This is a genomic window from Vibrio sp. 1180_3 (assembly GCF_029478545.1).
GTDB lineage: Bacteria > Pseudomonadota > Gammaproteobacteria > Enterobacterales > Vibrionaceae > Vibrio > Vibrio aestuarianus.
Genome location: NZ_SJFM01000050.1, coordinates 1 through 17,645 on the forward strand (window position 1 = coordinate 1; position 17,645 = coordinate 17,645).

Here is a 17,645-nt window from a genome sequence, read left to right on the forward strand (position 1 = left end):
GGCCATTCTAGCGAGATAATTTTTTGTGTCAAACACTTTTTTAAATTATTTCGTCTTACCGATTTGACCTACTGATTGACTGGCTAGTGGGGCTTGAACCCTTACTGGCTGTGCCGTGTCAGTGAGGTCGCATTATAGAGATCATCATCACATTGGCAAGTGTTATTTTCATAAAATTGCAAAAATAAAGCTTAATAGGCTAATTTGCGTTCAAGGCCTCATTTATTCAACTTTACTAAGATATAGCAAACACCTTACCCACAGACTTATGCACAAACCAATCTCGAAGACGCAATAGCTCTTACGAAAAAAGAGCTGTAAATGCAGCTCTTTCTATATAGATAGGCTCGATTAGATACCGGAGCCATTCACTTCACCATCATCTTCATGAAGACCACACTCTCTCTTTAAACCAAAGAAGCGAGTGTCTTCTTCGCTCATACCCGGCTCCCATTTACGAGTGGTATGCGTATCACCAACAGAAAGGTAGCCTTGATCCCATAGTGGATGGTAGGGAAGATGATGTTCATTAAGATAGTAGTGCACATCTTTATTTGTCCAATCAATAACAGGTAAAAACTTAAACACACCGTTTTGAATGGCTAAAATCGGTAAGTTAGCTCGTGACTGCGATTGCTCACGCCGTAATCCCGAAAACCAGGTAGTAATCGCAAGTTCATCTAGCGCCCTTCGCATCGGCTCAACTTTATTAATGCGATTGTATTGCTCGATACCTTCAACACCTTGCTCCCATAGTTTCCCATAACGTGCTTCTTGCCAAGCTGGGCTCGTTTCAGCTCGGAAAATATTGAGATTGAGATTCAAACGCTCTGTTAAATAATCAATAAATTGGTATGTCTCCGGAAAAAGGTAACCAGTGTCAGTTAATACTACGGCCACATCACTTTTCACTTGTGACACTAGGTGCAACATAACCGCAGCTTGAATACCAAAGCTGGATGAAACGGCATGCGTTCCTTCCAAGTTCTCCAATGCCCACTCCACTCTTTGTTGGGCTGTTAACGTTTCTAAATACCCGTTCAACTCAGCAAGGTGTAGTGTTTGTTGCGCTTTGGTCATAGACAACAACTGCGCTAAGTTGGGTTTCGCAATCTTGGCTTCAAGCATAGAAGTCCCTCTTGGATACAATCACTTCTTCTATAACCCCAGCGCGAATCGTAAAATCACCAAAGCTTTCGTTAGCTTGGCGTTCAGTTGCCCAGCGACTCACTAGTTGATCTATTTCTTCGAGGATCTGCTTGTCGGTGATGTTTTCTTTATACATTTTAGGTACACGAGTGCCAGCACGATTACCACCAAGGTGTAAGTTATAACGACCAGGTGCTTTACCAACCAAACCGATTTCAGCTAACATCGCTCGCCCACAACCATTTGGACAACCAGTGACACGTAAAATAATATTTTCGTCTGCCGGGAGTTGGTGCTTTTGTAAAATAGCTTCTACATCTGTTACAAATTGAGGTAGAAAACGTTCCGCTTCAGCCATTGCTAGTGGGCAGGTTGGAAATGCCACACAAGCCATAGAATTTTTGCGCTGCTCACTCACTGCATCGTCCATCAAACCATGCTGACGTGCGATAACCTCTATCGCAGACTTTTGCTGCGTTGGTACCCCTGCAACAATCAGATTTTGGTTTGCTGTCATTCTAAAATCACCTTGGTGAATTTTAGCAATTTCAGCAACACCAGTTTTGAGTGGCTTACCAGGGAAATCAAGCAAGCGTCCATTTTCGATAAAAAGCGTTAGGTGATGCTTGCCATCAATACCTTCCACCCAACCAATGCGATCGCCACGTTCAGTAAACTCATAAGGTCGGCTTGGCGCAAATTTAATGCCTGCGCGCTTTTCCACTTCAGCTTTAAATACATCGACACCGACACGATCGAGTGTGTATTTAGTTTTAGCATTTTTACGATTTGAGCGGTTACCCCAATCACGCTGAGTCGTCACCACTGCCGCAGCAATATCTAAGGTTTTATCTAAAGGAATAAAACCAAAATCGTCAGCACGGCGTGGATAAGTAGACGTATCGCCATGCGTCATCGCCAAACCGCCACCGACAAGTACATTAAAGCCCACTAACTTTCCATTATCGGCAATAGCCACAAAGTTTAAGTCGTTGGCATGTACATCGACATCATTTTGTGGCGGAACTACAACCGTTGTTTTGAATTTACGTGGTAAATAGTTACTACCTAGAATTGGCTCTTCATCTGTTGTTTCTACTTTTTCACCATCAAGCCATATTTCTGCGTAGGCTCGAGTCTTAGGTAGAAGATGTTCGCTAATCTTCTTTGCCCACTCATACGCTTGTTGATGAAGTTCTGATTCCACTGGGTTTGATGTGCAGAGAACGTTGCGGTTTACATCTCCTGCAGTAGCTATCGAATCAATACCAATACTATTTAACGTTTGGTGCATAAGCTTAATGTTCGGCTTTAATACGCCATGGAACTGAAAAGTTTGGCGAGTCGTCAAACGGATACTGCCATACGAACTATGTTCGGTTGCAAATTTGTCTATCGCTAACCACTGCAGTGGTGTGATGATACCTCCAGGCATGCGGGCTCGAAGCATTACATTGTGTAAAGGCTCCAACTTTTGCTTTGCGCGCTCATTGCGAATATCACGATCATCTTGCTGATACATGCCATGAAAACGAATAAGCTGGAAGTTGTCGGCACTGAAGCCACCAGTAATTCGATCTTGTAGATCTTGCTCGATCGTACCGCGAAGAAAATTGCTTTCTCTCTTTAAGCGCTCGTTATCCGATAATGGACCTAGCACTTCGCCTAATACTTGTTGGCTATTGGATTCTTGTTTTGTGCTCATTAGTACACATCCCTTTGATAACGTTTTGCTTTGCGCAGATCATTGATAAATTCTTCCGCCCGCTGTTGTGATAGGCCACCTTGCTGTTGTGCAATGACGATCAACGCATCATGCACATCTTTGGCCATGCGAGTCGCATCTCCACACACATATAAATAAGCACCTTGCTCCAACCAATGCCAAACTTGCTCTGCTTGCTCAAGTAATCGATGTTGAACGTAAACCTTCTCATGCTGATCACGACTAAAAGCAACATCTAAACGATTTAATACACCCGATTTAAGATACTTTTGCCATTCCACTTGATAGAGAAAATCTTGAGTAAAAGTTCGGTCCCCGAAAAACAGCCAGTTTTTACCTTCAGCACCTCGGTTATCTCGCTCTTGAATAAAGCTACGGAATGGAGCGATACCAGTGCCAGGCCCAATCATGATAACGGGTGTAGAATCATCGGTCGGTAACTTAAAGTTATTGTTGTGTTCAATAAAGACTTTGAGCTCCCCCCCCTCTTCTAGGCGTTGACCAAGATAACTTGATGCTCCACCTTGACGACTTTCGCCTTCTTGCAAATACTCGACGACACCAACTGTTAAGTGCACTTCGTCTTCAACTTCGCTTTGACTTGAAGCAATTGAATAAAGACGAGGCGTTAAACGACGAAGTAGAGAAGTCAAAGCTTCAGCAGAGAGCTTGGTTTTCTTCTCTTTTAATACATCAATAATTTGTGTGTTACTGGCGTACTCTCTCAGCTTATTTTTATCATCCACCAGCTTTTGTAGCTTTTTACTTCCGGACAACTCAGCAAACTTCGTTACTAATTGTGGGTTTGCTGCGGTGATTTCATATTTGCTCACTAACGCGCTATGAATAGATAAACTCTCACCATCTACATCAATACTTTCAACACCGGACAACCCAACAACACTTAAAATAGCATTGGCTAATTCTGCACTGTTTTCGTACCACACTCCCAACGCATCACCAGGTTGATAAGTCAATCCGGACTCACCCAAGTCTATTTCTATGTGTCGAACATCTTTCCCTGAGTCACGCCCTGTAATTTTTTGACTTGTCAGCAAGGTAGCCGTGTAAGGATTTTGCTTAGTGTATTGGGAGTGATGACTCGTAGCTTGACCCACTGGCAATTGCACAACTTGTGCTTGGGTACTCACGAGGGTTTCTTTAACCACCTCTAAAGCTTTTATTTTCCATTCGGTTGCTTGAAGTTCATAGTCAACATCACAATCAGCTCGCTCAATAAAGCGTTTCGCCCCAAGCTTTTCTAAAAATGAGTCAAAATCTTTACCAGTTTGGCAGAAAAATTCATAGCTAGAATCACCTAAACCAATCACACCGTATTGTAAGTTAGGCAGTTTGGGCGCTTTTTTCGACTGTAAATATTCATGAAGCGCTAAAGCATTATCTGGCGCTTCACCTTCACCATTAGTCGAAGCAACAAAAATAACATGTGTTTCTTTGGCAAGATCTTTACCTTTGTAATCACTGGCATCAAATAATTGCACAACAATACCAGCGGACTGAGCTTCGCGTTCTAACGCCTCTGCAACACCTTTTGCATTACCCGTTTGAGAAGCGAAAATAATGGTCAATTTACCTGCCGGTTTAGCCGAAACTAAAGCCGCTGCATTAGAAGCAGGAGCAACAGCCCCTGAAGTTTGAGATTGACTCAATCCCCAAAAATACCCGCTAACCCATGCTAGCTGCTGAGGAGAAAGTTCTGAAATAGTTTGCTGCAACCCTGTAAGCTGCAAATCATTAAGTGGGCTAGCTAAGCCGGCTAGCTCTTTTGGTATGGTATTTCCTGAAGACATTGTCACGACTTCCCTATTCATTGCGTGACGATAGATTAACCACTCTCTTTAATAACAAGAAAGAATAGATAAGTATGTTTTATAACTTTTTGGAAGTAAGAACTTTCAAAAAGAGGTTTACTTAGACTCCACTCTCACCTGCTTGAAGCCAACAGCCATGGCAGACTTAGAAGCTATATCGAGATCTTCATATTGGCATTCATCTCCATGAGCATCCGTTAATAGCACAAACCCGCCTCGATGATGTCTGAACTCAACAATCCAACACCCCTCTTGAGATGAAGGTTCAATAATGGCTTCGATAAGCTGATTCTCGCGATATAAATTTCTTAATTCCGTAATCGTCATAACCACACCACGCCGTATTTATTTACTTGTTCACTAAGCATGGTTCATTTCAGTTTTTCTGCTAAGAAAGTCGCAGGCGATATAGCTATCAATTATAAAAAAACGCCACTTAATAAAATGGCGTTCTATCTGTTCTACAGGATATCGGAATATCTAAAATTCGAATTCTGCACCAAGAAACCAACCATCAACAAAAACGAAAGATTCTTTCGTGTCTGCTGCTAGCTCCGTAAATTCAAGATCGATGACTCGATAACCACCACGCAGTGCAATATTTCCAGCATCGATAGGGAACGAATACTGAAGCCCAGCCATAAGATCCGCACTTTTGACTCCGCTGCCATCACCAAAATCAAACTGGCCAATCACATCTATGTTCGTGCGAGGAATTTGAATTTCAGCATAGGCATACCAGTTAAATGTCGTTTTATCGAAACTGTATTTTTGATTATTTTCAGCTTGGTATTGAGACCCATCATACTGAGTAAAAGTAATGCCCGCATCAAATGACATCAATTCACGCTCTAGTACTTTATAATACAACGTGTAGTCATACTTATCGAAAGAGGCATAATCAGCATCAATCGTCGTGTAACGTATACTAGCATTCGGTACATAAGGAAACTGATGTTCAAAGGCGAAATACATTGTGGGGGCTTTTACGTCATCGCGGCGAGTATGGTCAACTTTCGTACTACCCCACCACATATCTGCACCAATCTTTCCACCATAAAAAGACTCAGCACTTATTGACGCAGCAGACATCATCATCGCAACGCTTGTCAACGCAACTAACGTTGGTTTATTCATCCTAATAGCTCCCAATCTATTTCGCTATATATACATTTTTCAATTAAGCGCGAATAGTAGCATATTCCTTAGATTGGTTAATGCTTAAACATCATTTGTTAATATTTTTGACGAGGACTATAGACAAAGTTTCTGAAAAACCAAACACCCAAAGCAATTACCAAAATCCAAGGTAATAATTTCAGCATAACGCCGATCATCCCTAATAGAGTCATAACAATAAAAGCAATAACCATTGCTGCAAATACTGTCATCATTGTCATACCCGTTACTAAAAGGGTCGCTACAAACACTAGTAAAAAAATAAGCTCAAACATAATCATTCCCCTCTTTTTATTTGCTAAAGCAGATATCGAGCCAACTTTACAAATCAACTCTATTGTTTAGATAAGCAGCTAAGTCAAAAGGAGATAAATGCCGAGCAGTATTAGCCTCGATGGGATGTTATAAAACGCAGATACCAAGATGATAAAACAAAGGGCTAAATCGTTGCCTACGACCTAGCCCTTAATGAATGGTAAAATTCACCATGAAATGTGGCTATTTTTACACATTTAATTCTTTAGGTATTTTCGCCAAAGCTGCTTGCACCACTTCAATGCCTGAACCCGTTTTATGAGCATTCTCACTAATATAACGACGCCACTGGCGAGCACCGGGCATACTTTGAAATATACCTAACATGTGGCGAGTAATATGACCAAGATATGCACCACTAGCCAACTCACGCTCGATGTAAGGATACATTTCCTCAACAACTTGAGAGCGTTTTTTGATTGGGGTATCCAAACCAAAGATCTGCTGATCAACTTCGGCGAGTAAGTAAGGACTTTGATAAGCTTCGCGACCAATCATTACGCCATCAAGGTGCTGTAAGTGCTCTTTAGCTTCTGCTAGCGTTTTGACCCCACCATTAACGGCAATCACTAAATGCGGAAAGTCTTTTTTTAACTGATATGCACGTGGATAATCTAACGGTGGGATTTCACGGTTTTCTTTTGGGCTCAAACCACTAAGCCACGCTTTGCGCGCATGAATAGTAAACTGTTCACAGCCTCCCTTCTCTGATACTAACGAAATAAAATCAGTTAAGAATTCATAAGAATCCATATCGTCAATACCAATACGAGTTTTTACTGTCACAGGAATATCAACAACATCTTTCATCGCGGCAACACAATCTGCCACCAGTTGCGGCTCTGCCATTAAGCAAGCCCCAAAGCGGCCATTTTGCACTCGATCAGAAGGGCAGCCAACGTTTAGGTTGATTTCATCATAACCACGTTCTTGCGCTAACTTCGCACAATGTGCTAAATCAGTTGGGTTTGAACCGCCCAGTTGAAGCGCAAGGGGGTGCTCCTCTTCGTTGTACGCTAAAAAATCACCTTTACCATGAATAATTGCTCCCGTCGTCACCATCTCTGTATAAAGCAGAGTTTGTGAAGAAAGTAGACGATGGAAGTATCGACAGTGACGATCGGTCCAATCCAACATGGGTGCTACTGAGAGCCTACAAGGGTGAGTCATGATTTAGATATCCCATTGAGTCATTAGTGGTGACAATTACAGCCAAAAACAAAGCTGGGCATTGTAATCGCTTCCAGTTTATATCGCCAACAGTTCTTCTACAGTATCGTTTTACATTGATATAGGGTAGTTTAAGCACTATTTCGTTACAAATAACGATGACATCGCTAACTAACTCCAAAAAATGTTATAGGGCACAACGCCATTCATCTGGAAGTAGTATATTATTATTAAAGTCCAATGGTTATGGTGATGAATTTGGACCACAAGTTAACACAACAAATTGAAGATATATGTGCAGCACGAGGGGTAAGACTTACCTCTCAGCGAAAAAGGGTGTTTGAACTGATTTGTTCAAGCAAAAAAGCATCCAGTGCTTATGAATTACTTGAAGATTTAAAGCAAAGTGAACCCCAAGCTAAACCGCCGACGGTGTATCGCGCTCTGGACTTTTTGCTCGAACAGGGCTTTATTCATAGAGTAGAGTCAACAAACAGTTTTATTTCGTGTTGCTCTTGTAATGCCAACATGCATTTCTCACACCTTTTAATTTGTGACAAATGCGGCAATGTTATTGAATTGCAAGATAACAGTCTGGTAGCCTTGCTAGCAAGCAATGCTGAGAAACACGGTTTTGACATCGTTAATCACGTTATTGAATCTCATGGTATTTGCCGAACGTGTTCCTCAAATCTAAAAGTATAAAACAGTAGAAGAAGATTATGCGCGCTGAATTTGTAAACCCGTTTTTAGCCTCTTTAATGAACGTGTTAAAAACGATGGCTTCTCTTGAGTTGAAGCCACAGAAACCTCGTGTGAAGAAAGATGAAATTGCTCGTGGTGATGTCTCTGGCTTGATCGGTATGGTCGGCACTCAAAGTCGTGGTTCTATGTCTATCACTTTCGATGAAAGTCTAGCGTTAGAGATCATGCAAAATATGTTAGGTGAACGCCCGAATGGTCTAAATGAAGAAGTCACAGATATGGTGGGTGAAATTACCAATATGGTGACTGGTGGAGCCAAGCGCATTCTTGCAGAAAGTGGCTTTGACTTTGATATGGCGACCCCAGTTGTCGTTTCTGGTAAAGGCCATACCATCCGCCATAAATGTGAAGGAGCCATCATTATTATGCCTTTCACATCTCAATGGGGTAATGCGTTTATCGAAATCTGTTTCGAATAAGCCATCGGCTTTCTTTCAAAAAAGATAAAAAAAGGTTGATACTTCGTAGTATCAACCTTTTTATTTTCTAATCTAGCTCGTAGTAAACGAGATTAGGGTAATTGAGTTATGCTTTAAACGCTTTAAATGCATTAATCAAACCGTTAGTTGAGCTATCGTGAGAAATCACTTGCTCTTGGTCTGCCAATTCAGGAAGAATTTGGTTAGCTAGCTGCTTACCTAGCTCTACTCCCCATTGGTCAAAGCTGAAAATATTCCAAATCACACCTTGTACGAAAATCTTATGTTCGTACATAGCAATCAGGTTACCCAAGGTACGTGGCGTAAATTGCTTAACCAGAATAGAGTTGGTTGGGCGATTACCTTCAAATACTTTAAATGGTGCAATTGCAGCCAATTCTTGATCTGTTTTGCCCGCCGATTTTAGCTCTGCTTCAACCGTTTCTAGTGTTTTACCAAAAGCTAAAGCTTCAGTTTGAGCAAAGAAATTTGACATCAATTTTTGATGGTGGTCACCTGCGGGGTTATGGCTAACCGCTGGAGCAATAAAGTCACAAGGGATCAATTTCGTACCTTGGTGGATCAACTGGTAAAAAGCGTGTTGACCGTTAGTACCTGGCTCACCCCAAATGATTGGACCAGTTTGGTAAGTTACCGCTTCACCATTACGGTCAACATATTTACCATTTGATTCCATATTGCCTTGTTGGAAGTAAGCAGCAAAGCGGTGCAAATACTGATCGTAAGGCAAAATAGCTTCTGATTCTGCACCATGGAAATTGTTATACCAAATACCAATTAAGGCGAGGATCACTGGGATATTGTTTTCAAATGGTGTTGCAACAAAATGCTGGTCCATTTCATGCGCACCCGCTAGTAGCTCAACAAAATTGTCGTAACCTACAGCCAGAACAATAGATAAACCAATCGCTGACCATAGTGAGTAGCGACCACCAACCCAATCCCAAAACTCAAACATGTTGTCAGTATCAATACCAAACTCAGACACTGATTTTGCATTGGTTGATAGCGCTGCAAAGTGTTTTGCGACATGCGCTTCATCACCCGCTTCAGCTAGGAACCAGTCACGCGCACTGTGTGCGTTAGTCATAGTTTCTTGAGTGGTGAATGTTTTTGAAGCCACCAAGAATAATGTGGTTTCAGGGTTAACCTTTTTCAATGTTTCAACGATGTGTGTACCATCAACGTTGGAAACAAAATGCATGTTTAAGTGGTTCTTATAAGGCGCCAAAGCTTCAGTCACCATGTAAGGACCAAGGTCTGAACCACCAATGCCGATGTTAACAATATCCGTAATCGCTTTGCCGGTATAGCCTTTCCAATCACCAGAAATCACACGCTCAGAGAAAGATTTCATCTTCTCAAGTACAGCATTCACCGCTGGCATGACATCTTCACCATCGACCATCACTGGCGTATTGCTACGATTACGCAATGCTGTGTGCAATACCGCACGACCTTCAGTTTGGTTGATAGCAGAACCACTAAACATCGCTTCAATAGCTGATTTTAGTTCAGTTTCATTCGCCAAAGCTTGTAGGTGCTTTAGTGTTTCTTCACTGATAAGGTTTTTTGAATAGTCGACAAGAATATCAGAACCAAAGCGAGTCGAGAACTTATCGAAACGTTGGCTATCTTGTGCAAATAATGATTTGAGGTCCATATCTTGCGCTGATTCAAAATGCGCAGTTAGTGCTTTCCAAGCTTGTGTTTGCGTTGGATTGATATTTTTCAACATGGTATCTATCCCGATGTTACAGTAGGTTTTATTCCTATCATCACTGAACATTGTGTCAGAATGATGGAATCCCCGATTTAGCAAAAAAAAGAATATTGTTACTATTGCCCACTTCAAGGCGGCAATAAATTGTAATTAATTTTCAGTGCGTAATTATGACGCAGCTCGTCTGCACTCATATTGAGTTAAATCACGTTAACGATTGAGCTATGCACTTTACGCTATTGCTGCATGGTGCTCACCATAGCGTCAAACTATCAATTTTACCAATAGATTATAGAAGGTTACTTATGTGGTACCAAAAGACCATTCAGCTTAGTGCTCGTAAGCGTGGGTTTCACCTCATCACTGATGAAATTGAACAACAAATCCCAGAGATAAATGCGTTATCTGTTGGTTTGTTACATCTTTTTATCCAGCACACATCCGCAAGCTTAACCATTAACGAAAATGCAGACCCAACGGTACGTATTGATATGGAGCAACACTTTAATCACTACGTACCAGAACAAGCACCATACTATCAACATACTTATGAAGGTAACGATGACATGCCAGCGCATATCAAGGCATCAATACTCAACACCAGTATTTCTATTCCTATTTCGAATCGCAGGCTAGCACTTGGAACTTGGCAAGGTATTTACTTAGGAGAACACCGTAACTACGGAGGGAGTCGACGAATCATCGCTACACTCTATGGCCAACGCCATGATCAATAGTATTTGGTAGGCGAAGTTGGATGCGAGCTAAAAAGGTTGATTAACCATCACAATAAAAGAGCTTTGCTCTGCTCCCCAAGCCATTTCAGCCCGGACAATAACACCTTCGACTTGAAAGCGTAACGCGCCTCCAGCACTCCATTTCATGTCGGTATGTAAGGTTTTTAAGTTGTAGTCATCAGCGACACGGCCAACATCAACAAAAGCGACCCACTGCCACCACGGCACATTATAGTACTTAAAAATTGGCCACTCACCGAGCGGCTGCCACTGTGGCATCACACGATACTCAGCCGTGTAGTGCATAGCTGAACGACCATGATAACGACCACTATCGTAGCTACGAAGACGATATAACCCCCCTAGTTTCACTTGGCTAACATCCGGAGGACGCTGGCATTGCTCTTCAGAACAATGCTCCCACGTTGGCGTATCAGCCGTGTAAACGCCAAACGCAACTACCTGTTTATCGAAGATTTCACCGACACTGCCAAGATCCCAATAATGAGTATTTTCAATCTCCCACGTTCCCCATGACGACTCATTCCATGCCTCGGGAGCATAGGTTACATCAAAACGAGTACGAGAACCGGCGCTAGGATTACGAGAATCATCGCGATTATCCCATTCAAATTTCACCTCTAATGCTGTCGTTTTTTCTGATGTGAAACCCGCATGAATAAAATCTAAATCTCTTGATTCAAAATAGGGCTGGATATCGATACTTGATACACCACTTGAGAAAGGTGTTCTGCCCGTCAATGTCCGAGTTGGGCTAACAGCGGCTTTAACGCCTTTCTGCTCCGCCTCTCCCCATGGGAGAATGTAACGAAAGGAGAGTCTATAACGACTATCTTCCCCATTAGCTAGCGTCGTATCCTCAAGAGAAGAACCATTACCAGCCTGTTGACCAAGGTAATAGGTGTAATCGTTAAACTGACTTTGATAGATCTCACCCCCCAATAGCCATTGGGTAGCCACTTGATAGTTATTAAAGGAAACATACCCTAAATAACTCCCTTTACTCGATATCATTGCCGTACCAAACAAGCTAGCTTGTGGCTGACCTACTCCTTTGATGATACCTGCAACCCCTGCGGTTACCCCTAAGCTGTCGGTTGAAAACAGGTAAGGTACAAAAGCAGAATCTTCTAACCAATGCGTCCAATCATTATTTGCATTGGCTGAATCAGAAGACATAAGCACAATCATTGAGGAAAATAAAGTAACGTTAAAACGCTTTAACCGCGCCATTTAACTCAGCTTATCTTGATACTTCATTTCCACACGCGAGGTAAGTTTAGTCACCAATTCGTAAGCAATAGTGCCGATATGTAACGCAACTTCTTCAACCGATAACTCATTACCCCACAGAACGACTTCATCGCCAACTTTATCATTACAGTCTGGCCCGAGATCAACCGTTAACATGTCCATCGATACTTTACCTGCGATAGGCACTTTACGACCATTAACGATTACTGGCGTACCATTAGGCGCGGTTCGGGGATAACCATCACCATAACCGATGGCAATTACCCCGACTTTGGTATCCCGTAAGCTTGTCCACGTTGCGCCATAACCGACACTCTCGCCAGCTTTAACATCGCGAACCGCAATCAAATGCGACTTTAAAGTCATAACGGGTTGATAGCCCAACTCTTTCGCTGACTTATCAGAAAAAGGCGACACTCCATACATGATGATTCCAGGTCGAACCCATTCGAGTCGACTCTTTTCCCAAGCCAATAAGCCTGCAGATGCCGCGAGCGAGCGCTCCCCGTCATGACCATCAGTGAGCGATAAAAATAGCTCGATTTGTTGTTGAGTCGTTACTTTGTCTAGTTCATCGGCACAGCCAAAATGACTCATATAACGCAGTGGTTTAGCCACATTTTTGCACACATGCAAACGCTCAACAAACTCCGAGTATTGTTCAGGGCGAACCCCTAAACGATGCATTCCACTATCAATTTTTAACCAAACAACCACTGGAGTATCTAGCTGGGCTTGCTCTAACGCTTGTAATTGTTCTTCACAATGCACCACAGTTTGAATGTTATTAGTAACGAGCACCGCTAAATCAACAGGAGAGTAAAAACCCTCGAGCAGTAGAATCGGTTTTACAACCCCACAAGCTCGCAGCTGCAAAGCTTCTTCAATTCTCGCAACGCCAAAAGCATCCGCATCAAACGCATGCTTAGCAACATGCCGCAAACCGTGACCATAACCATTGGCCTTAACAACAGCCATAACTTTACTGCTTGGAGCTTGCTGCTTGATTAACTTCAAATTGTGCGTGAGCGCATTAAGATCAATCCAAGCCGTTGCGGCTTTCATATAGCTCATCGAATTATTCATCATCAAATGCTGGTCCTGCATAGTTATCAAAGCGAGAATACTGTCCTTGGAAAGTCAGGCGAACTGAACCGATAGGACCATTACGTTGCTTACCTAAAATGATTTCAGCGATACCTTTTAGTGCGCTATCGGGGTGATAAACTTCATCTCGATAGATAAACATGATTAAGTCGGCATCTTGCTCGATAGAGCCTGATTCACGTAGATCTGAGTTCACAGGGCGTTTATCAGCACGTTGCTCCAAAGAACGGTTTAACTGAGACAAAGCCACAACAGGAACGTTTAACTCTTTTGCGAGCGCCTTTAACGAGCGAGAAATCTCGGCAATTTCCAACGTTCGGTTATCTGACAATGCAGGCACACGCATTAACTGTAGGTAATCGACCATGATTAATGACAACCCGCCATGCTCACGCGCAATACGTCGAGCACGAGAACGCACTTCGGTCGGGGTTAAACCAGAGCTGTCATCGATATACATATTTTTCTTCTCCATGAGGATCCCCATGGTCGAAGAGATACGGGCCCAATCTTCATCGTCTAATTGGCCAGTACGTATCTTGGTTTGATCAACGCGAGATAAGGAAGCCAACATACGCATCATGATTTGTTCTGCAGGCATCTCTAGCGAAAAAATCAACACTGGCTTTTCTTGTTCCATCGCAGCGTTTTCACACAAGTTCATCGCAAAGGTCGTTTTACCCATTGAAGGACGAGCGGCGACGATAATGAGATCAGACCCTTGTAAGCCTGCCGTTTTTTTATTGAGATCAGTGAAGCCAGTGTTAACTCCAGTGACGCCATCTTGAGGAGTTTTGTATAGAAGCTCGATACGCTCTAGCGTTTTTTCGAGGATAGAGTCTACATTTTGTGGCCCTTCGTTTTCACTAGTTCGTTCTTCAGCGATAGCAAAAACTTTACTTTCCGCTAGGTCGAGTAGATCTTCAGAGCTACGCCCTTGAGGATCATACCCTGCATCGGCAATTTCATTTGCCACCCCAATCAAGTTGCGCACTAAAGCACGCTCTGCAACAATCTCGGCATAGGCGTTAATATTGGCAGCACTTGGCGTGTTTTTCGCTAAATCAGCCAAGTAAGCAAAGCCGCCGACATCATCTAACTGCTCATGGCGCTCGAGATGTTCAGAAAGCGTAATTAAATCCAAAGGCTTACCAGCCTCTAGGATTGACTTTACGCCATCAAAAATAAGGCGATGAGGACGGCTATAAAAGTCTTTGCTTACCACACGTTCAGCAACGGTATCCCAACGTTCGTTATCAAGCAGTAACCCGCCAATGACTGATTGTTCAGCTTCAATGGAGTGCGGGGGGACTTTAATTGCATCTACTTGCGCGTCAAACGGTTTACGGTTTCGGTTATTAGTTCGTGGTGCGGGCATGATTTCGCTCAATAACTATCTAATGACCGTCCATTATAGCGAGAATAGATCATTTGTAATTATGTAAACGAAACTTTGTGTTTATCTAATCTAGAATTAACCTTATGCTGACCAAATACCATGATACTGCACATACTATTTTGCCCATTGCTATATTCATCACAGAGGTACTTCGTGTCCAAAATTTGGCTTCTGAGTCTTAGCCTGCTCACCCTGAGTACAGCCTATGCCGATGAGGAGACTAAAAGCGATACGGAAATCGAAGTTCCTTCCCCCTGGAATGCTCAAGCAGAGTTAGGCTATCAAGCACACTCCGGTAATTCTGATTCGGAATCCCTTAACACACGCCTTCGAGCGGAGTATACCGAGGGGCGGCACCGAACCAGTGGCGAGTGGAAATTCTACATGCTGTACAAAGATGGGGAAGAAGATAAACGCCAATCAACCTATTCAGCTCAAAGCGATTATAAGTTAGGAGCAAAAACCTACTTATACGGCAGCTTCAAAGGGGTTGACTCTAAATACACCGCTTACTTTAAAGATTATACACTTTCTAGCGGCTTAGGTTATCAGTTCGTCAATACTGATGAGTTTATATTGGAACTCGAGGTTGGGCCTGGTTTTCGCTATCAAGAGCCCAATTTAGACGAGATTGACGACGACGACATCATTTTCCCTGACATTGTTGAAGAGCTCATATTTCGTGGCAATGTAAGAATAGATTGGCAAGCTTTAGATAATTTAGCTCTTTCAGCGGATGTCACTATAGTATCAGGTGAAAGCAACACCCGAACCGATAGCGAGCTTAGCCTGACCAATAACATAACAGAAACTATCGCATTAAAAATCAGCAACTCTCGACAGTATCACGATAAAGTGCCCGAAGGATTGAGCAAGGCTGATAGCATTTTTTCCATAAATCTACTTTTCAATTTTTAGTTTCAAGCAAAAAAAAACACCAGCCGAAGCTGGTGTTTTCAATTCGTCTGAAGACTGAAATTACTCAGCAACGATTTGTACTTTCGCAGTTGCAAAAACTTCTGAATGAAGTTGAATGCTAACTTCGAACGCACCAATGTTACGTAGAGCACCTTCAGGTAGGCGAACTTCGCTCTTAGCTACTGCAACACCTGCCGCTGTAATAGCGTCAGCGATGTCACGAGTACCGATAGAACCAAATAGTTTACCTTCGTCACCAGCTTTAGAAGCGATAACAACCGCTTCAAGAGCGTCAACTTGATCAGCGCGAGCTTGAGCTGCTACTAGTTGCTCAGCAACTTTAGCTTCAAGTTCAGCACGACGAGTTTCGAACATTTCAACGTTAGATTTAGTTGCCATTACAGCCTTACCTTGTGGGATAAGGAAGTTACGAGCATAACCAGATTTAACGATTACTGTGTCGCCAAGGCTGCCTAGGTTACCGATTTTATCAAGTAGAATAACTTGCATTGTTTAATCCTCTTTCTTAATAAACGGTGCCAATTACTGATGTTTGTCAGTGTATGGCAGTAGAGCTAGGTAGCGAGAACGCTTGATTGCACGAGCTAGCTGACGTTGGTATTTAGCGCTAGTACCAGTGATACGGCTAGGTACGATTTTACCAGCTTCAGTGATGTAGTTTTTAAGAGTTGCTACGTCTTTGTAATCAATCTCTTGTACGCCTTCTGCAGTAAAACGGCAGAATTTACGACGACGGAAGAAACGAGCCATGGGCTATCTCCTGATCTTAAATTTGAGTAATGTGGTCGGCATGTAACACCAATTTACCTACGCCATTACGGCTGGTTTGGTAAGTGACAAAGCCACTAACGTTTATGGTGCTGCCTTGTACTAAATCTTGAGTGAGTGCTTGTGACCTTAGCCCACTGACGACTACCGGCATACGACAATAAACTTGTCTCGGTAAATCAGCTTCTATCACTGTTGAGCGATGTTCAAGCCAGAAACGGCAATGTTCAACACCAGCAGGACTTTGGCTTCGAATGGGAGGCTTCGCGACAATGCCACTCAACTCCATTCGATTGGTCATACAATCAATTACTCAGCGTCTGCTTCGAAACGAGTATCTTCACGCTTAGAACGCTCTTCTTTAGCTTTCAGCATGATAGATGGCTCTGTGATAGCAGCTTTAGTACGCATGATCATGTTACGTAGAACTGCATCGTTAAAACGGAAAGCAGTTTCTAACTCGTCAATCACAGCTTGGCCAGCTTCAACGTTCATAAGAACGTAATGAGCTTTGTGAAGCTTGTTGATTGGGTAAGCCATTTGACGACGACCCCAATCTTCTAGACGGTGGATAGTACCGCCAGCTTCAGTGATAGAACCAGTGTAACGCTCGATCATGCCAGCAACTTGCTCGCTTTGATCTGGGTGCACCATGAATACGATTTCATAATGACGCATCGGTTGCTCCTTACGGATTATTCAGCTTCCTGAGTTGGCTCGGTCATCCAGAGGAAGCAAGGAACGAAAGAAAAAGACCGAGAATTAAGGACGGCAAATAGTATAGAAAGGAAGCAGATATAGCAAGGGAAATATGTGAAGTAAGTAGAAGTAGTCTTTTTGCTATATTCCGGTAAAAGAAAAGGGAAGCCGAAGCTTCCCTTTTCAATGCAGTATGTGCAGAAATTATCGAAATTAAGCGATAACTTTAGCAACAACACCAGCACCAACTGTACGGCCACCTTCGCGAATCGCGAAACGTAGACCTTCATCCATTGCGATTGGAGCGATTAGCTCTACAACCATTTGGATGTTGTCACCTGGCATTACCATTTCTACGCCTTCTGGTAGAGAAATATCACCAGTTACGTCAGTTGTACGGAAGTAGAACTGTGGACGGTAGC

19 protein-coding genes and 1 pseudogene are annotated in these 17,645 nt (G+C 42.7%); 4 read left to right on the forward strand and 16 right to left on the reverse strand.

Annotated features, from left to right (window positions below; all coding sequences use genetic code 11):
• Positions 1 to 351: 351 nt before the first annotated feature.
• The 7 genes from EYW48_RS19225 to dusA form a co-directional block, all read right to left on the reverse strand.
• Positions 352 to 1,128 carry a phosphoadenylyl-sulfate reductase gene (locus EYW48_RS19225; RefSeq protein ID WP_053311201.1) on the reverse strand — a complete coding sequence of 259 codons (777 nt, stop codon included), beginning with the start codon at positions 1,126 to 1,128 and terminating at the stop codon, positions 352 to 354.
• The gene (cysI, locus tag EYW48_RS19230) at positions 1,121 to 2,854 is read right to left on the reverse strand and encodes an assimilatory sulfite reductase (NADPH) hemoprotein subunit (protein WP_053311200.1); all 1,734 of its coding nucleotides are present in this window, start codon (positions 2,852 to 2,854) and stop codon (positions 1,121 to 1,123) included. Before cysI ends, EYW48_RS19225 begins: the two co-directional genes overlap by 8 nt.
• Positions 2,854 to 4,707: an assimilatory sulfite reductase (NADPH) flavoprotein subunit gene (locus EYW48_RS19235; RefSeq protein ID WP_261918189.1), complete on the reverse strand. Its 1,854-nt coding sequence runs from the start codon at positions 4,705 to 4,707 to the stop codon at positions 2,854 to 2,856. The genes cysI and EYW48_RS19235 overlap by 1 nt, the downstream gene beginning before the upstream one ends.
• A 96-nt stretch (positions 4,708 to 4,803) precedes the next feature.
• Positions 4,804 to 5,034: a hypothetical protein gene (locus EYW48_RS19240; RefSeq protein WP_053311198.1), complete on the reverse strand. Its 231-nt coding sequence runs from the start codon at positions 5,032 to 5,034 to the stop codon at positions 4,804 to 4,806.
• Between the two features lie 153 nt (positions 5,035 to 5,187).
• A complete protein-coding gene (locus tag EYW48_RS19245; RefSeq protein WP_171981442.1) occupies positions 5,188 to 5,844 on the reverse strand; it encodes a TIGR04219 family outer membrane beta-barrel protein in 657 nt (218 codons plus the stop codon).
• A gap of 98 nt (positions 5,845 to 5,942) precedes the next feature.
• The gene (gene pspG, locus EYW48_RS19250) at positions 5,943 to 6,161 is read right to left on the reverse strand and encodes an envelope stress response protein PspG (protein WP_053311204.1); all 219 of its coding nucleotides are present in this window, start codon (positions 6,159 to 6,161) and stop codon (positions 5,943 to 5,945) included.
• A 229-nt stretch (positions 6,162 to 6,390) separates the two neighbouring features.
• The gene (gene dusA / locus EYW48_RS19255; RefSeq protein WP_176313892.1) at positions 6,391 to 7,371 is read right to left on the reverse strand and encodes a tRNA dihydrouridine(20/20a) synthase DusA; all 981 of its coding nucleotides are present in this window, start codon (positions 7,369 to 7,371) and stop codon (positions 6,391 to 6,393) included.
• Between the two features lie 246 nt (positions 7,372 to 7,617).
• On the opposite strand from dusA, the gene zur reads away from it, so the two are divergent.
• Both zur and EYW48_RS19265 read left to right on the forward strand, forming a co-directional pair.
• The gene (gene zur / locus EYW48_RS19260; RefSeq protein WP_171375566.1) at positions 7,618 to 8,076 is read left to right on the forward strand and encodes a zinc uptake transcriptional repressor Zur; all 459 of its coding nucleotides are present in this window, start codon (positions 7,618 to 7,620) and stop codon (positions 8,074 to 8,076) included.
• A gap of 17 nt (positions 8,077 to 8,093) precedes the next feature.
• Positions 8,094 to 8,555 (forward strand): chemotaxis protein CheX, encoded by a 462-nt coding sequence (locus EYW48_RS19265; protein WP_053311194.1) that lies wholly within the window; start codon positions 8,094 to 8,096, stop codon positions 8,553 to 8,555.
• Between the two features lie 106 nt (positions 8,556 to 8,661).
• Here the strand turns inward: EYW48_RS19265 and pgi are convergent, their stop codons facing one another.
• The gene (pgi, locus tag EYW48_RS19270) at positions 8,662 to 10,314 is read right to left on the reverse strand and encodes a glucose-6-phosphate isomerase (RefSeq protein ID WP_171981004.1); all 1,653 of its coding nucleotides are present in this window, start codon (positions 10,312 to 10,314) and stop codon (positions 8,662 to 8,664) included.
• Between the two features lie 290 nt (positions 10,315 to 10,604).
• On the opposite strand from pgi, the gene EYW48_RS19275 reads away from it, so the two are divergent.
• Entirely contained in the window at positions 10,605 to 11,036 is a 432-nt protein-coding gene (locus EYW48_RS19275; protein WP_171981005.1) for a secondary thiamine-phosphate synthase enzyme YjbQ, read from the forward strand.
• A 27-nt stretch (positions 11,037 to 11,063) separates the two neighbouring features.
• On the opposite strand, the gene EYW48_RS19280 is transcribed toward EYW48_RS19275, so the two are convergent.
• Genes EYW48_RS19280 through EYW48_RS19290 form a run of 3 tightly spaced genes read right to left on the reverse strand, consistent with a single transcriptional unit; the run spans position 11,064 to position 14,796 of the window.
• Entirely contained in the window at positions 11,064 to 12,236 is a 1,173-nt protein-coding gene (locus tag EYW48_RS19280; RefSeq protein WP_274673710.1) for a BamA/TamA family outer membrane protein, read from the reverse strand.
• A 54-nt stretch (positions 12,237 to 12,290) separates the two neighbouring features.
• Positions 12,291 to 13,376, reverse strand: a complete 1,086-nt coding sequence (gene alr / locus EYW48_RS19285; protein ID WP_216652947.1) for an alanine racemase — start codon at positions 13,374 to 13,376, stop codon at positions 12,291 to 12,293.
• 13 nt (positions 13,377 to 13,389) lie between these two features.
• Entirely contained in the window at positions 13,390 to 14,796 is a 1,407-nt protein-coding gene (locus tag EYW48_RS19290; protein WP_171981008.1) for a replicative DNA helicase, read from the reverse strand.
• A gap of 174 nt (positions 14,797 to 14,970) precedes the next feature.
• Between EYW48_RS19290 and EYW48_RS19295 the strand changes: the two genes are divergently transcribed.
• Entirely contained in the window at positions 14,971 to 15,735 is a 765-nt protein-coding gene (locus EYW48_RS19295; RefSeq protein WP_171375569.1) for a DUF481 domain-containing protein, read from the forward strand.
• 60 nt (positions 15,736 to 15,795) lie between these two features.
• Here the strand turns inward: EYW48_RS19295 and rplI are convergent, their stop codons facing one another.
• The 5 genes and pseudogenes from rplI to tuf form a co-directional block, all read right to left on the reverse strand.
• A complete protein-coding gene (gene rplI, locus EYW48_RS19300) occupies positions 15,796 to 16,245 on the reverse strand; it encodes a 50S ribosomal protein L9 (protein WP_168523591.1) in 450 nt (149 codons plus the stop codon).
• Positions 16,246 to 16,278: 33 nt separating this feature from the next.
• The gene (rpsR, locus tag EYW48_RS19305) at positions 16,279 to 16,506 is read right to left on the reverse strand and encodes a 30S ribosomal protein S18 (RefSeq protein ID WP_000090472.1); all 228 of its coding nucleotides are present in this window, start codon (positions 16,504 to 16,506) and stop codon (positions 16,279 to 16,281) included.
• Between the two features lie 16 nt (positions 16,507 to 16,522).
• Positions 16,523 to 16,825 carry a primosomal replication protein N gene (gene priB, locus EYW48_RS19310; protein ID WP_176313887.1) on the reverse strand — a complete coding sequence of 101 codons (303 nt, stop codon included), beginning with the start codon at positions 16,823 to 16,825 and terminating at the stop codon, positions 16,523 to 16,525.
• Between the two features lie 8 nt (positions 16,826 to 16,833).
• Entirely contained in the window at positions 16,834 to 17,202 is a 369-nt protein-coding gene (gene rpsF, locus EYW48_RS19315; protein ID WP_053311187.1) for a 30S ribosomal protein S6, read from the reverse strand.
• A 234-nt stretch (positions 17,203 to 17,436) separates the two neighbouring features.
• Positions 17,437 to 17,645: pseudogene (gene tuf, locus EYW48_RS19320) on the reverse strand (elongation factor Tu); the annotation flags it as partial.

What these genes read in the sequence shown, in the direction of transcription:
- EYW48_RS19225 (WP_053311201.1), bottom strand. Translation starts at nt 1,128, where the DNA reads ATGCTTGAAGCCAAGATTGCGAAACCCAACTTAGCGCAGTTGTTGTCT.
- cysI (WP_053311200.1), bottom strand. Translation starts at nt 2,854, where the DNA reads ATGAGCACAAAACAAGAATCCAATAGCCAACAAGTATTAGGCGAAGTG.
- EYW48_RS19235 (WP_261918189.1), bottom strand. Translation starts at nt 4,707, where the DNA reads ATGAATAGGGAAGTCGTGACAATGTCTTCAGGAAATACCATACCAAAA.
- EYW48_RS19240 (WP_053311198.1), bottom strand. Translation starts at nt 5,034, where the DNA reads ATGACGATTACGGAATTAAGAAATTTATATCGCGAGAATCAGCTTATC.
- EYW48_RS19245 (WP_171981442.1), bottom strand. Translation starts at nt 5,844, where the DNA reads ATGAATAAACCAACGTTAGTTGCGTTGACAAGCGTTGCGATGATGATG.
- pspG (WP_053311204.1), bottom strand. Translation starts at nt 6,161, where the DNA reads ATGTTTGAGCTTATTTTTTTACTAGTGTTTGTAGCGACCCTTTTAGTA.
- dusA (WP_176313892.1), bottom strand. Translation starts at nt 7,371, where the DNA reads ATGACTCACCCTTGTAGGCTCTCAGTAGCACCCATGTTGGATTGGACC.
- zur (WP_171375566.1), top strand. Translation starts at nt 7,618, where the DNA reads ATGGTGATGAATTTGGACCACAAGTTAACACAACAAATTGAAGATATA.
- EYW48_RS19265 (WP_053311194.1), top strand. Translation starts at nt 8,094, where the DNA reads ATGCGCGCTGAATTTGTAAACCCGTTTTTAGCCTCTTTAATGAACGTG.
- pgi (WP_171981004.1), bottom strand. Translation starts at nt 10,314, where the DNA reads ATGTTGAAAAATATCAATCCAACGCAAACACAAGCTTGGAAAGCACTA.
- EYW48_RS19275 (WP_171981005.1), top strand. Translation starts at nt 10,605, where the DNA reads ATGTGGTACCAAAAGACCATTCAGCTTAGTGCTCGTAAGCGTGGGTTT.
- EYW48_RS19280 (WP_274673710.1), bottom strand. Translation starts at nt 12,236, where the DNA reads ATGTCTTCTGATTCAGCCAATGCAAATAATGATTGGACGCATTGGTTA.
- alr (WP_216652947.1), bottom strand. Translation starts at nt 13,376, where the DNA reads ATGAAAGCCGCAACGGCTTGGATTGATCTTAATGCGCTCACGCACAAT.
- EYW48_RS19290 (WP_171981008.1), bottom strand. Translation starts at nt 14,796, where the DNA reads ATGCCCGCACCACGAACTAATAACCGAAACCGTAAACCGTTTGACGCG.
- rplI (WP_168523591.1), bottom strand. Translation starts at nt 16,245, where the DNA reads ATGCAAGTTATTCTACTTGATAAAATCGGTAACCTAGGCAGCCTTGGC.
- rpsR (WP_000090472.1), bottom strand. Translation starts at nt 16,506, where the DNA reads ATGGCTCGTTTCTTCCGTCGTCGTAAATTCTGCCGTTTTACTGCAGAA.
- priB (WP_176313887.1), bottom strand. Translation starts at nt 16,825, where the DNA reads ATGACCAATCGAATGGAGTTGAGTGGCATTGTCGCGAAGCCTCCCATT.
- rpsF (WP_053311187.1), bottom strand. Translation starts at nt 17,202, where the DNA reads ATGCGTCATTATGAAATCGTATTCATGGTGCACCCAGATCAAAGCGAG.